This is a genomic window from Microbacterium sp. zg-Y818 (assembly GCF_030246905.1).
GTDB lineage: Bacteria > Actinomycetota > Actinomycetes > Actinomycetales > Microbacteriaceae > Microbacterium.
This window is the reverse complement of the sequence record NZ_CP126741.1, coordinates 2,959,774-2,973,297: the sequence shown is the minus strand read 5'-3', so window position 1 is coordinate 2,973,297 and position 13,524 is coordinate 2,959,774. Positions and strand designations below refer to the sequence as shown.

Annotated in this window: 12 protein-coding genes; 5 read left to right on the top strand and 7 right to left on the bottom strand. The window is 70.3% G+C overall.

Features of this window, described 5'->3' with window-relative positions; translation table 11 throughout:
• Positions 1-7: 7 nt before the first annotated feature.
• Together QNO21_RS14035 and QNO21_RS14030 are read right to left on the bottom strand one after the other, a co-directional pair.
• Complete coding sequence (locus QNO21_RS14035; RefSeq protein ID WP_257513628.1) at positions 8-1,522, bottom strand: peptide MFS transporter; 1,515 nt, start codon at positions 1,520-1,522, stop codon at positions 8-10.
• A 16-nt stretch (positions 1,523-1,538) separates the two neighbouring features.
• Entirely contained in the window at positions 1,539-2,933 is a 1,395-nt protein-coding gene (locus QNO21_RS14030) for an MFS transporter (RefSeq protein WP_257517231.1), read from the bottom strand.
• Between the two features lie 95 nt (positions 2,934-3,028).
• On the opposite strand from QNO21_RS14030, the gene QNO21_RS14025 reads away from it, so the two are divergent.
• From QNO21_RS14025 to QNO21_RS14005, 5 genes are all read left to right on the top strand, one after another.
• The gene (locus tag QNO21_RS14025; RefSeq protein WP_257518458.1) at positions 3,029-3,748 is read left to right on the top strand and encodes a GNAT family N-acetyltransferase; all 720 of its coding nucleotides are present in this window, start codon (positions 3,029-3,031) and stop codon (positions 3,746-3,748) included.
• A 65-nt stretch (positions 3,749-3,813) separates the two neighbouring features.
• Entirely contained in the window at positions 3,814-4,947 is a 1,134-nt protein-coding gene (gene menC / locus QNO21_RS14020; protein ID WP_257518457.1) for an o-succinylbenzoate synthase, read from the top strand.
• 56 nt (positions 4,948-5,003) lie between these two features.
• On the top strand, positions 5,004-6,350 hold the full coding sequence (locus QNO21_RS14015) for an alpha-hydroxy-acid oxidizing protein (protein WP_257516709.1): 1,347 nt from the start codon (positions 5,004-5,006) through the stop codon (positions 6,348-6,350).
• A gap of 32 nt (positions 6,351-6,382) precedes the next feature.
• A complete protein-coding gene (locus tag QNO21_RS14010; RefSeq protein ID WP_257518648.1) occupies positions 6,383-6,760 on the top strand; it encodes a DUF4870 domain-containing protein in 378 nt (125 codons plus the stop codon).
• A gap of 85 nt (positions 6,761-6,845) precedes the next feature.
• Positions 6,846-8,234 (top strand): glycine--tRNA ligase, encoded by a 1,389-nt coding sequence (locus QNO21_RS14005; RefSeq protein WP_257518456.1) that lies wholly within the window; start codon positions 6,846-6,848, stop codon positions 8,232-8,234.
• Between the two features lie 162 nt (positions 8,235-8,396).
• Here the strand turns inward: QNO21_RS14005 and QNO21_RS14000 are convergent, their stop codons facing one another.
• From QNO21_RS14000 to QNO21_RS13980, 5 genes are all read right to left on the bottom strand, one after another.
• Positions 8,397-9,194, bottom strand: coding sequence for a hypothetical protein (locus tag QNO21_RS14000; RefSeq protein WP_257518455.1), 798 nt, complete (start codon positions 9,192-9,194; stop codon positions 8,397-8,399).
• A 91-nt stretch (positions 9,195-9,285) separates the two neighbouring features.
• The gene (locus QNO21_RS13995; protein ID WP_257518454.1) at positions 9,286-10,767 is read right to left on the bottom strand and encodes a flotillin family protein; all 1,482 of its coding nucleotides are present in this window, start codon (positions 10,765-10,767) and stop codon (positions 9,286-9,288) included.
• 36 nt (positions 10,768-10,803) lie between these two features.
• Complete coding sequence (locus QNO21_RS13990) at positions 10,804-11,274, bottom strand: NfeD family protein (RefSeq protein ID WP_257515920.1); 471 nt, start codon at positions 11,272-11,274, stop codon at positions 10,804-10,806.
• A gap of 74 nt (positions 11,275-11,348) precedes the next feature.
• Complete coding sequence (locus tag QNO21_RS13985; protein ID WP_257518453.1) at positions 11,349-11,933, bottom strand: HhH-GPD-type base excision DNA repair protein; 585 nt, start codon at positions 11,931-11,933, stop codon at positions 11,349-11,351.
• 244 nt (positions 11,934-12,177) lie between these two features.
• Positions 12,178-13,476 carry a transposase gene (locus QNO21_RS13980; RefSeq protein WP_257518452.1) on the bottom strand — a complete coding sequence of 433 codons (1,299 nt, stop codon included), beginning with the start codon at positions 13,474-13,476 and terminating at the stop codon, positions 12,178-12,180.
• Between the last annotated feature and the right edge of the window lie 48 nt (positions 13,477-13,524).

The window sequence follows — 13,524 nt, the reverse complement described above, 5'->3', positions numbered from 1 at the left end:
CCTGCGCTCAGCGCACGCCCTTCATGAGCGCCAGCACCGGCTTCACGAAGATCAGCAGCAGCACGCCGACACCGATCGCGATGAACCCGAGGACCGAGAAATACGGCACCTCGTTGTCGGGATCGTAGTACTCCGCCAGCAGCCCCGAGATGGCCGTGCCCAGCGCCACCGACAGGAAGAACAGGGCGACCATCTGGGTGTGGAAGCGCGCCGGGGCGAGCTTGGTCGTCACCGACAGACCCACCGGCGACAGCAGCAGCTCGGCGACGGTGAACACCAGCAGGATGCCGATCATCGCCAACAGCGGTGTGGAGCCGGCGCCGCCCCCGGCGAACGGGAGGAACAGCAGGAACGCCGCGCCCATGATGATGACGCCCAGACCGAACTTCACCGGGGTCGAGGGCTGCCGCGTGCCGAGCTTCGTCCACAGCCACGCGAAGACACCCGAGAGCACGATGATGAAGATCGGGTTGATCGACTGCACCCACGGCACCGGCATCTCCCAGCCGAAGAGGTCGCGGTTGAGCTTCACGTCGGCGTAGATCGTCACGACGGTGAACTGCTGCTGGTACAGCGACCAGAACGCCACCGACGTGATGAACAGCGGCACGAACGCGAACACCCGGCTGCGCTCGACGGCGTCGATGCTGCGGCTCGAGAGGATCACGACGAAGTAGGCGATCGTGGCGCCGACCGTGGTGATGATGACGATGAGAGACAGGTTCTCGGGGCGGATCACCCCGACGAGCACCAGCACGACGATGAGCACCACCGCCGCCGCGGCGATGCCGCCGACCAGCGCGTAGCGGTTGCGGGGGAGCGGGTTGGCGACGTGGCGTGCCGCCTCGGGGAGCGACCGGCGCCCGAAAGAGTACTGCAGCAGCCCCAGCGCCATTCCGACGGCAGCCAGCCCGAAGCCCCAATGGAACCCCAGCGAGGCCTGCAGCAGACCCGTCAGCAGCGGGCCGGCCAGCGCGCCGAGGTTGATGCCGAGGTAGAACAGCGAGAACCCGGCATCCCGTCGGGGGTCGTCCCGCCGGTACAGCGTTCCCACCACGCTCGTGGCGTTGGCCTTGAGGCCGCCCGATCCCAGCGCGATGAGGATGAGTCCGACGCCGACCCCGAGGAATCCGGGGATGAGGGCGAGGGCGACGTGACCGGCGACGATGACGATCGCACTGTAGAAGAGCACCCGCTCGGAGCCGAGGATGCGGTCGGCGATCCACGCCCCGAGGATGGTCGAGAGGTAGACCGAGCCGCCGTATGCGCCCACGATGCCGGCAGCCACGGCGCGGTCGAGCCCCAGCCCGCCGTCGGTGGCGGAGTAGTACAGGTAGATGAGCAGGATGCCCTGCATGCCGTAGAAGCTGAACCGCTCCCACATCTCCACGCCGAAGATGTGCGCCAGCGCCCGGGGCTGCCCGAAAAAGCGGGTGTCGCGGTCGCCGGCGTCTTCCGCGGCGGTCTCGATGGGGCCCGTGGGAGGCCCGACGGGGACCTGGGCCGGCTCGTTCGCGCTCATTGGCCCAGGGTAGACCTCACTGCGGCAGAGAGGGATGGGGTTCGCGTGCAGGGCGCTGCGGGATGAACAGAGCGAGCACCAGGGCCACCACCGCGGCGGCGCCGCCCAGCAAGAACGCCACGTCGAACGCCGCCGCCGTCGGCACCTGCACGCCGCCCTGCGTGACCGACAGGCTCGCCAGCACCGCGGCGATCACGGCAGCAGCCGTGCTGGTGCCGAGCGAGCGGAACAGTGCGTTCAGGCCGTTGGAGGCGCCCGTCTCGCTCTGCGGCACGCTGCGCATGATGAGCATCGGCATGCTGGCGTAGCCGAAGCCGATCCCGACGCCCACCAGCAGATTGGCCACCAGGATGTGCCACACCTCGGAGGAGAACAGCAGCGTGAACCCGTACGCGACGATGAGGGCGATCGCCCCGAGGATCAGCAGCAGCCGAGGGCCGACGGTGCGCGCCACCCGCCCCGAGTAGGGCGACAGCACCATCATCACCAGGCCCGCCGGCGCGATGACGAGGCTGGCGGCGAGCAGCGACAGTCCGAAACCCGCAGGGGCCGGCAGCTCCAGCAGCTGCGGGTAGGCCACGTTCGAGGCGAAGAGCGAGAACCCCATCGCGAGAGAGGCGATGTTGGTGAGCAGCACCGGACGGCGGGCAGCCACCCGCAGGTCCAGCAGCGGCTCGGCGATGCGCAGTTCGTACCAGCCCCAGACCAGCAGCACCGCGAGCCCGCCCAGCCCGCACGCGAGGACGGCCGGCGACGTCCAGCCCCACTCGTTGCCGCGCGAGACCGCCAGCAGCACGCCGGTGAGGCCGACCGCGAGTCCCGCGGCGCCGACGTAGTCGAAACGGCCCGCCGTGCGCAGCACGCTCACCGGCACGATCCACACCACCAGCACGAAGACCACGACCCCCATGCCGGCGGCCAGCCAGAACAGGGCGTGCCAGTCGCTGTACTGCGTCACCAGAGCGCTCAGCGGCATGCCGAGAGCACCGCCCACGCCCATCGTCGCGCTGATGAGGGCGATCGCGGCATCCACCCGGTCTTCGTGCAGCACGTCACGCAGGATCGAGATCGCCAGCGGCACGACGCCGGTGACAGCGCCCTGCAGGGCCCTGCCGATGATCACCCCGATGATCTCGCCCGACAGCGCGGCGACGACCGAGCCGAGCACCAGCACGCCCAGCAGCACCAGCACGATGCGGCGCTTCCCGTACATGTCGCCCAGGCGCCCCGCGATCGGCGTGACCACCGCTGCCGCCAGCAGCGTCGCGGTCACCACCCACGCGGTGTCCTCGCGGCTGGCGTTGAGCAGCTCCGGCAGCTTCGCCTGGATCGGCACCACGAGGGTGAACATGAACGACGATGCCAGGCCGGCCAGGGCCAGCACGGCAACGATGGCGCCCTGGCGGGGCATGCGGGTGAGGCGTCTGCGTACGTCCTCGTCCCGGCCCATCGGTCCAGGGTATCGCCGGTTCCGGACGTACCGGCGTGGAGTCGTAGGGTGTGGGCATGGCCGACCTCGATCAGCTCACCGTGCCCGCCGGCATCGAGATCCGCGCGCTCGAGACCGTGGCCCAGGTGTTCGATGCCGCCCGCGTGCTCTCGGACGTCTGGGGCGGCGATGACGACGCCATGCCGCCGAATCTGCTGCGCGCCCTCGCGCACTCGGGCAACTACGCCGTGGGCCTCTATGACGGCGATCGCATCATCGGCGCGTCGGTGGCGTTCTTCGCCGCCCCCGCCGAGCGCTCGATGCACTCGCACGTCACCGGGGTGCTCCCCGAGTACCAGGGCCGGGGGTTCGGGCGGCTGCTCAAGGCGCACCAGCGCACGTGGGCCTTCGCGCACGACGTCGGCCACATCACCTGGACCTTCGACCCGCTGGTGGCCCGCAACGCCTACTTCAACCTCGTCGTGCTCGGCGCGCGGGTCACGGAGTACCTCATCGACCAGTACGGCCCCATGGACGACGGCCTGAACCGGGGCGACGAGACCGACCGGCTGATGGCGTCGTGGGCGCTCGCCGCTCCCGCCGCCGCACCCGACCCGGGCGACGTGGTGGCGACCGTCGCGGTGCCCCGCGACATCGAGGGCCTGCGCCGGGAAGCCCCCGCGGAGGCGGCGGTCTGGCGGCGCCGCGTGCGCGAGCAGTTCGCCGAGCAGGCGGCATCCGGGCTCGTCGTCGGCGGGTTCGACCCCGACCGCGGGTACCTGTTCGTGCGGGCCTGACGACGCGGCTCGGCCGGACGGGTGCGCGGCTTCACCGGCTGAGCCGACGCGGCTAGCCTGTGCGCATGCCCATCGCCACGCCCGCGGCATCCGTCGCCCTCGAAGGCATCGAGCTGCGCGTGCTGCGGATGCCGCTCGTCTCGCCGTTCACCACCTCGTTCGGCACCGAGTCCGAGCGGGAGGTGATCGTCGTGCGGGCGCTGACGGCCGACGGCGACGGCTGGGGCGAGATCGTCACGCAGGCGGCTCCGCTGTACTCGAGCGAGTACACGCAGGGGGCGTGGGACGTGACGCTGCGGTGGCTCGCGCCGGCGCTGCTGGACAGCCACGTCATCGCGCCGGAGCAGATCGCCGGCATCCTCGAGCCCTTCAGGGGGCACCGCATGGCGAAGGCAGGGCTGGAGCTGGCGGTGCTCGACGCGAGTCTGCGCGCACAGGGCCGGGCGCTGGCCGAGTACCTCGGCGCGGTGCGCGACCGGGTGCCCAGCGGGGTGTCGGTGGGGATCCAGCACGACCCAGCTGCCCTCGTCGACGCCGTCGCGGAGTACCTCGACGCCGGCTACCTGCGCATCAAGATCAAGATCAAGCCCGGTCGCGACATCGCCGACACCGCGGCGGTGCGTGACGCTTTCGGCACGATCCCGCTGCAGGTCGACGCCAACTCGGCGTACACGCTGGCCGACGTCGACACGCTCGTCGAGCTCGACCGCTTCGACCTGCTGCTGATCGAGCAGCCCCTGCAGGAAGACGACCTCGTCGACCACGCCGTGCTCGCCGAGCGACTGCGCACGCCCCTGTGTCTGGACGAATCGATCGTCTCGCTCAAGGCCGCGCAGGACGCGCGGGGGCTGGGCGCGGCCTCCGTCATCAACATCAAGGCCGGCAGGGTCGGCGGTTACCTCGAGGCCGTCGCCATCCACGACCTCTGCCGGGGCGCCGACATCCCGGTGTGGTGCGGCGGCATGCTCGAAACCGGCATCGGCCGGGCCGCGAACGCGGCGCTCGCCGCCCTGCCGGGCTTCACGCTGCCCGGCGATGTCTCGGCGTCGGACCGGTTCTACCCGCGCGACATCGTGACCGACCCCATCGTGCTCGAGGACGGCCACGTGCGGGTGCCGACGGGCCCGGGCATCGGGATCGAGATCGATCCGGTGGCGCTGGCGGACTTCACCGTCGCCCGGGAGACCCTGCGGCGGTAGGCGGCGCGGGCGCGGGCGCCGCCGGGCGAGCGGCGACCGCCCCATAGGGTGTGGGGATGAGCACCGTCGCTCCCGAAGACCCCGCCGCGGCCGCCCGCGGCATCTCCCGCCGCACCCAGTCGCACATCTACCGTGCCGGCATCAGCGGCCAGACGCCGCGCGTGCCGGTGGACCCGCTGCAGCTCGAGGCCGCCGCACGTCGTGCCTTGAGCGCCGAGGCCTTCGCCTACCTCGCCGGCGGTGCGGGCGCCGAGCGGACTGTGGCCGCCAACCGTGCCGCCTTCGACGCGTGGGAGGTGTGGCCGCGGCCGCTGCGTGACGTGTCGAGCCGCGATCTGTCGATCGACTTCCTCGGACGTCGCCGCGAGACGCCGCTGCTGCTGGCGCCGCTCGGGGTGATGGAGCTCGCCCACCCCGACGCCGACCTCGCCGTCGCGCGCGCCGCGGCATCCGCAGGTGTCCCCTACACGCTGAGCAATCAGGCCTCGTATGCGATGGAGCGGGTGTGGGATGCCGCGCCCAACGGCGACCGGCTGTTCCAGCTGTACTGGTCGGCCTCGGAGGAGCTCAACCGGTCGCTGATCGGCCGGGCCGAGGCCTCGGGGTGCGAGGCGATCGTGATCACCCTCGACACGCACCTGCTGGGCTGGCGCACCCGCGACCTCGACCTCGCGTACCTGCCGTTCACGCGCGGCCTCGGCATCGCGCAGTACACGGCCGATCCCGTCTTCCGCGGGCTCGTGCGGGATCGGGTGCGCAGCGCCGCCATGGCGGGCGCCGATGCCGCCGAGCCCGGTGACAAGCTGCGGATGACGCCGCGCACGGTCGCCGCCGGGGTCGGCATCGCGCGGCGGGGAGCCGCGCTCACCGGGTCCACGCGCCTGCGTGAGAATCTGCGCTCGCCGCTGCCACGTGCGGCCATCGAGACGTTCCTCGACGTGTTCTCGACCCCGGCGCTCACGTGGGACGCGCTCGATCGCGCGAGGGAGTGGACGTCGCTGCCCATCGTCCTCAAGGGCATCGTGCACCCCGACGACGCCGCCCGTGCGGTGGACGCGGGGATGGACGGAGTCTGGATCTCCAACCACGGCGGCCGGCAGATCGACCGGTCGGTGCCGACGCTCGCGGTGCTGCCGGCGATCGCAGAGCGCGTGGCCGGACGGGTCCCGGTCGTCTTCGACTCCGGAGTCCGCAGCGGCGCCGACGTGTTCATCGCCCTCGCCCTCGGGGCCACCGCGGTCGGTCTCGGCCGCCCGTATGCGTACGGACTCGGCGTCGCCGGCGAGGCCGGGGTCGGCGAGGTGGTGCGCAACGTGCTCGCCGAGCTCGACATCACCCTCGGGCTCTCCGGGCACACCTCCGTCGGCGAGCTCACTCCGGCCGCCCTCCGCCGCGCGGACTGACCCGGCCGCCCCCATAGGCTGAGACCGTGACCATGCCGCCTCCGCCCCCGCATCCGCCGTATGGCGCTCCGTACGGGCCCGCTCCGCTCAGCCCTGCCGACGAGAAGATGTGGGCGACCCTCATCCACGTCGGCGGCATCTTCTTCGGTTTCGTCCCCGCGCTGGTCGGATACCTGGCGCTGCGCGACCGCGGCCCGTTCGTGCGCGCCCATGCCGCGACGGCTCTGAACTTCCAGCTGACGGTGATGATCGCCGCCTTCGCGGGAATGGTGCTGCTGTTCCTGCTGGTCGGCGCCTTCGTCCTGATCGCCGTGGTCATCGTCGACCTGATCTTCTCGATCATCGCCGCCGTCAAGGCCAGCCAAGGGCAGTGGTACCGCTACCCGCTGACGATCACGTTCGTGCGCTGAGGCCCGGCGGCTAGAATCGACGGATGCCGCGGCCTCGCGGCATCCGCGATTTTCGCGCCCGCACCACGACCATTTGGAGCCACCTGTGGCCGAGCAGTCCCGCCTCGACAAAGTCATCGCCCTCGCCCGTCACCGCGGGTTCGTGTTCCAGGCCGGTGAGATCTACGGCGGATCCCGCTCGGCATGGGATTACGGCCCCCTCGGCACGGAGCTGAAGGAGAACATCCGTCGCCAGTGGTGGCAGACGTTCGTCCGCGGCCGTGGCGACATGGTGGGTCTGGACTCCTCGATCATCCTCCCCAAGCGGGTCTGGGAGGCGTCGGGCCACGTCGCGACGTTCACCGACCCCCTCGTGGAATGCCTGCAGTGCCACAAGCGCTTCCGCGCCGACAACCTCATCGAGGACTTCGAGGCGCGCAAGGGCCGCCCCGCCGCCAACGGTCTGGCCGACATCCCGTGCCCGAACTGCGGCACGAAGGGCAAGTACACCGAGCCCAAGGCGTTCTCCGGCCTGGTGAAGACCTACCTCGGCGTCGTCGACGACGAGTCGGGTCTGCATTTCCTGCGCCCCGAGACCGCGCAGGGCATCTTCGTCAACTTCACCAACGTGCTCACGGCATCGCGCAAGAAGCCGCCGTTCGGCATCGGCCAGGTGGGCAAGGCCTTCCGCAACGAGATCACCCCCGGCAACTTCATCTTCCGCACCCGCGAGTTCGAGCAGATGGAGATCGAGTTCTTCACCCCGCCCGCAGAGGCGCCCGAGTGGTTCGACCACTGGGTCGAGGCGTGCTGGAACTGGTTCATCGACCTGGGCATCAACGCCGACAACATGCGCCGCTTCGACGTTCCCGAGGAGGACCGCGCGCACTACTCCGCCGGCACCATCGACGTCGAGTACCGCTTCGGATTCACCGGCAAGGAGTGGGGCGAGCTGATGGGCGTCGCCAACCGCACCGACTACGACCTGGGCAGCCACTCCGAGGCATCCGGCCAGTCGCTGACCTACTTCGACCAGGCCACCGGTGAGAAGTACACCCCGTACGTCATCGAGCCGTCGTTCGGTCTCACCCGCGCCATGATGGCCTTCCTCGTCGACGCGTACGACGAGGAAGAGGTGCCCAACGCCAAGGGCGGAGTCGACACCCGCACCGTGCTGCACCTGGACCCGCGTCTGGCGCCCGTGAAGGTCGCCGTGCTGCCGCTGTCGCGCAACGAGCGGCTGTCGCCGTTGGCGCGCGAGGTGGCCGACACCCTGCGCGGCCGCGGCTGGAACATCGACTTCGACGACGCCGGCGCCATCGGACGCCGCTACCGCCGTCAGGACGAGATCGGCACGCCGCTGTGCGTGACGGTCGACTTCGACTCGCTCGATGACCGCGCCGTCACGGTGCGCGACCGCGACACGATGGCGCAGGAGCGCATCGGTCTCGACGCGCTGGAGGGCTACCTGGCCGAGCGCCTGCGGGGCGCCTGACCCGCGCGGCGGCCGGTTCGGCCGGCCCCGCCGACGCCGCCGCCCTCGCCCCGGCCCTCGCCCTCGCCCCCCGCCGGGTGAGAAACCCACGATCCGGCTGAGACACCACGATCCGGCTGAGACACCACGCGACGCGCGATGTCTCAGCCGGATGCTGGTGTCTCAGCGTCGGCGGCGGGCCCGGGTCCCCCTGCGCGCGGCGTGGCTCGGCAGGATGCCCTCGGGTGGCCCGTAGCCGAAGCGCGCGGCCACCGCGGCGCGCGGGTCCGAGTAGGCGAACGCCGCTCGGCGGATGCCGGTGGCCATGCCGACCGCGGTCGGCAGGAGCCCGACCGCCATCGCCGAGCCGAAGACGGCAGCCGCGGCGGTCGCCCCGGCGTCGGCGGTCGCCTCCGCGCGCAGCGCGCTCCAGACGGCCAGGGCGCCACCGAGCGCTCCCAACACCGCGATGATCCCCATCGCGGTCATCCGCAGGTTGAAGGCCGGCTGGGTGTAGGTCTGCGCCGTGCCGACGAACATCGGATCGATCGTGCGACGCTCCCCGCGCCGCCAGGGGAGGCGCACCCAGAAGGCGAGGGCACGTGTCAGTGCCCGTCCCGCTCGGCGCAGGTGCAGCAGGATCCACAGCGAGAGGGCTGCCGGGACGGCGGTGAGAACCGCTCCGGCGGCTGTGACAGCCCATGCCGTGCTCTGCTCCCGCTCGAGGGTCTCGGTGAAGCCCGCCGGGATGAGCGCCGCCATGACGGAGGCGCAGAACCACAGGGCTACCCCGAGAGCCCCCCACCCCAAGCGGGAGTACCTGCGCCAGTCCCGGTAGAGCACATCCTCGGCGCGGCGCGCGTCGGCCGAGGAGGCGACCTCCTGAGGCGCGATGCCGCCGCGCTCGCGCTCTACCGCGAGGGCGCGCTCGGCGATCTCGATCCACTGCCCCGATTCAGGTGTGATCCACCGGATCGCCATGTCGCCCTCTCGTTGACGCGGCCGTCTGCGACGATGCGGTCCGCACCGTCATCCGGTGTGGACCGCATCGTCGGCATCCTGCGCTGTCGGCTCAGCCGTGCGCGGTCGTTCCCGTGCCGGCCGGCGCCGAGCCGTTGCCCGAGGCGCCGGTGCGGGCGCCGGCGAAGCCGGCCAGAAGGGTTCCGAGGTCGAGCCCGGTCAGCGACTTGACGACCTCGGTGCCTTCGCCGAGCACCGTGCCGACGGTCTTCGTGACCGCCGACGCGCCGTCGGTGGAGATGACGGTGAGCTGGTCGATGTTGCTGATCGGCTCGGCGGCGGCACGGACGATCTCGGGTAGGCGCGAGATGATCTCCTGCGCGAGGGCGGCCTCGCCGTACTTCTTCAGCGCCTCGGCCTTGGCGTCGGTCGCCGTCGCCTCCGCGACACCCTCTGCCTGGATGGCGGCGGCGCGCGCCTCACCCTCGGCGCGGATACCGGCGGCCAGAGCCACCTGCTTGTCGCGCTCGGCCTCACCGGCGAAGCGCACCGACGTCGCGGACGCCTCGGCATCCTGCACCGCGGCGACCTTGTTCGCCTCGGCGATCTTGGTGCGCTTGTAGGCGTCGGCTTCGGTGGCGGCGTTGGCGGCGTCGCGCTGGGCGGTGGCGCGCTGCACCTCGGCGTACGCCTCGGCTTCGGCGGGCTTGCGGATCTCGATGTCGAGGCGCTCCTGCGTCACGAGGGCCTGCTCGATGAGCGCCTCGCGCTCCTGCTGTGCGACGAGACGGTCCTGCTCGGCCTTGGTGAACGTGCCGGCAGCCTCGGCCTCGGCGTTCGCGCGGTCGGTCTCGGCCTTGATGGATGCCTGGCGAAGGCTCAGCGCCTTCTGACGCTCGGCGATCTGCTCGGCGGCCTCGATGCGGGCGAATTCGCTGGCGCGCGAGGCTTCGGCTTCGCTGACCTCCGCCACCTGGCGGGCGCGGGCCGCCTCGGCGCGACCCAGGTTGGCGAGGTAGTCGCTGCCGGGGGTGGAGATGTCGCTGATGTTGAGCAGATCCACCTGCAGGCCCTGCTCGACGAGGTCGGCCTTGGTCTCGGCGACGACCCGGTCAGACAATCCCTTGCGGTCGGAGATGATCTGCTCGATGGTCATGTCGCCGATGATCGAGCGCAGCGAGCCTTCGAGCGACTCGCGGATGATGTCGGTGAGGGTCTCCTGCTGCGAGAGGAAGCGCTGGCCGGCGCGGCGCACGCCCTCTTCGGTGCCGGAGACCTTGAAGTTGATCGACGCCTTGATGGCGATCTTGATGCGGTTCTTGTCGACGCCCTCGACGGTGATGCCGATCTGGCGCTGCTCGAGCGAGATCGGGAAGCCCTGCTGAAGGATCGGCCACACGAACGTGCGCCCACCGATGACGACGCGCTGACCGGTGGCCTCGCCCGGCACGGGCTTGCCGGCGCCGCGTCCGACGATGATGAGCGCCTCGTTCGGGGGCACGCGGCGGATGCGACGCGCGATGAAGGTCAGAAGTCCGAGGACTGCGACGATGAGGGCGAGGACGGCGGCGATCTGGACGATGTCGACCGGCATGGGATTCCTTCCGTGGATCGCGGCGACCGCCGCGGGTTATTCGGCGACGACTTTGACGCGCGTGCCGCTGTGCTCGACGACGCGGATGCGCACGCCTTCGGGAATGGGGGTGTCCGAGTACGCCAGGCGCCGCTCGATCTCGTGCGGGCCGTCGAGGGAGACCTCGCCGCCGGCCGGGGTGATCGGGGAGCGACATACTCCGGTGAGGCCGACGGCGTTGGCGGGAGCGCCGTCGGAGCTCGCCGCGAGCTTGCGGATGAACAGCACCGCGACGACGTACGCCACGAGCGCGAGCGCTCCCGCGACGACGTAGACCCACACGTCGTCGAGATTCGATGAGGTGGTGAACACGCCGCTGGCGCCGAAGACCACGGCGGCGATGCCCAGCGCCGTGCCCGACAGGGCACCCTCGCCGATCTCGAAGTGGTCGAAGATGTCGCCGACCACGAGCGAGATCACGAGCACCAGAAGACCGATGCTGCCGATGATGATGAACGGCGTGAGCATGCAGGCCTCCCCAGGGCGTCGGCGGTCGCTTCGCCTCTACCCTATGAGAAACCTGAGAGCTTGCGCTGCTTTTCTTATGCCGACGTGCCTGCGGACTCGCGCGCGGCGGCCTTAGCGGCCTTCTTGAACGCGCGCACCTTCTGCAGCGAATCGGGCGACACGATGTCGGCGACGCTGCGGTGCGACCCCTCCTCGCCGTAGGGGGCGGATGCCTCACGCCACCCGTCGCCGGTGTAGCCGTACTGCTTTCCGAGGAGCGCCAGGAAGATCTTCGCCTTCTGGTCCCCGAACCCCGGGAGGGCCTTCAGGCGCTTCAGCACCGTGCGCCCATCCGGGTCGTCGCGGGTCCAGATGGCTGCGGCATCCCCGCCCCATTCGTTCACGACGGCACCGCACAGCGCCTGCACCCGCGCCGCCATGGAACCCGGAAAGCGGTGCACTGCCGGGCTCTGTGCGAACAGCGCGGCGAACTGTTCGGGGTCGGTGCCGGCGATGGCCTCGGCATCCAGCGTCCCCAGGCGCTCGCTGATCTTCAGCGGCCCGGCGAACGCGGTCTCCATCGGCACCTGCTGGTCGAGCAGCATGCCGATGAGCAGGGCCAGCGGGTCGCGGGTGAGCAGCTCATCCGCTGCGGGGTCGTCGGTGATGTGCAGGCTCATCCCTCCATCGTCTCACCGGGGTGTTTCGCACTTTGCGGAGAAAACCTTCACGAAATGGTTGCGAAGTGGGCGTGCGGCGGGAATTGGGGCCGTCATGGGGCTGACTGCCGGGCATTAGCCGTCGCGCGGCCGCTCGTTTCGGCGGCCGGCGGGCCTTTGGCTCCGGGATCACCGAAGGGATGCCACGACGAATAGCCCCTAGCGGGGCTGGTTGGTTTGTTTTCGGTTCGGGGCGCCGCGGCGGCTACGCGGCTTCGCTTGGTATGCCGGGTGGGTCGCCGGTGTCGAGGTCTGCTCCGCCAAGGGTCCAGGTGGGCGGCTCGTTGGGCGAGAGGGCCGCGGCAGGCTTGAGCGGCTTGCTCCTGGGCGCGTGTTCGCCGACGAGGGTGCGAACCAGAACGCGGATGTTGTGTGCGATGGCCATCAGCGCGCTGGCGAGGCCGTGGAATGCGACGCCGCGACCGGTGCGCTTCTGCGGGTTTTCGATATCGGTGAAGCGGCTTCGCTTGATGTCGGCGTTGACGGATTCGACTTGGTTTCGCTGAGCGTACGCGGCCGCCCATTCAGCGGTACCCCAGGGGTGCCGCTGGAGATGCTTCACGAACGAGGCTTCGGGGCGAATCAGCACGCTCCCGCGGAGCTTGTTCCGTCCTGGTGGGAGCGGCTTGTTGGTGGCGGGGTCGAAGGCGCGGTACGAGTGCGCATCGGGGTAGGTGAAGCGCTGTGCGCCGTTCTTCTTCTCGCTCTGAAGCGAACCGTGTCGTTTGAGCTGGTACGCCCGGCGTTCCTTAATGATGCGCTGGATGTCGGCCCATGAGTAGAGCTCTCCCGTGTCGGGGTGCGGGGTGCCGTTCTTGTACCAGTGGGTTGCCCAGATGAGTTCTTGCGGCATGAAGGCGACGTAGAAGGCCCCGTCGACGACGATGATGTCTTTGCCGGGTACGGAGCCCTGGTGGCCGAAGTCGGTCTTCTTGTAGTCGAAGGCGAACTCCCAGTTGTCCGTCCGAAGCGGCAACTGAAAGTTCTCGGGGGCGGACCCGTTGAAAGCGCGGTCGGTGGCGGCGATGCCCCGCTGCTCGAACGTGCGGGAGTGCGCCTGCATGGCGTGCCGGGGGCCGTCAGTGATGTTGCCGGGGCCGTGGATGGACATCGCAGTGATGAGTCGTGGGAACGCCGGGTACTCGGCGTACCCGTTCGTGTCCATCATGGTGACGAAGTCGAGCTCGTGCGCCGGCTCGTTGCCCTTATCGCGCCGGGTGTAGGTGCCGGCGGTGAAGTCGGCGTTGGTGAGGACGCCGCCTGGCAGCAGGGTGCGGCTTGCGGCGATGACGTCGGGGTGGTCTAGTGGTGTGCCGTTCCGGGCTAGTGTGAACGCCCGGCTGTGTACACGGCCCTGCACCTTGATGCGGGTGGAGTCGAGAGCGACGTCGCCGGTGAGGAGTGGACCGCGGATCGGCGACTGCTCGCCTTCCGAGCATCGGATGGAGTCACCCTCTACCCGCAGAGCCAGATCCGCGCCGGCCGAATTGCGCCCGGTCTCCACGGTGTGCTCTTCACGCTTTCGATGGGCACCGACAGCCCCTTGATGTGG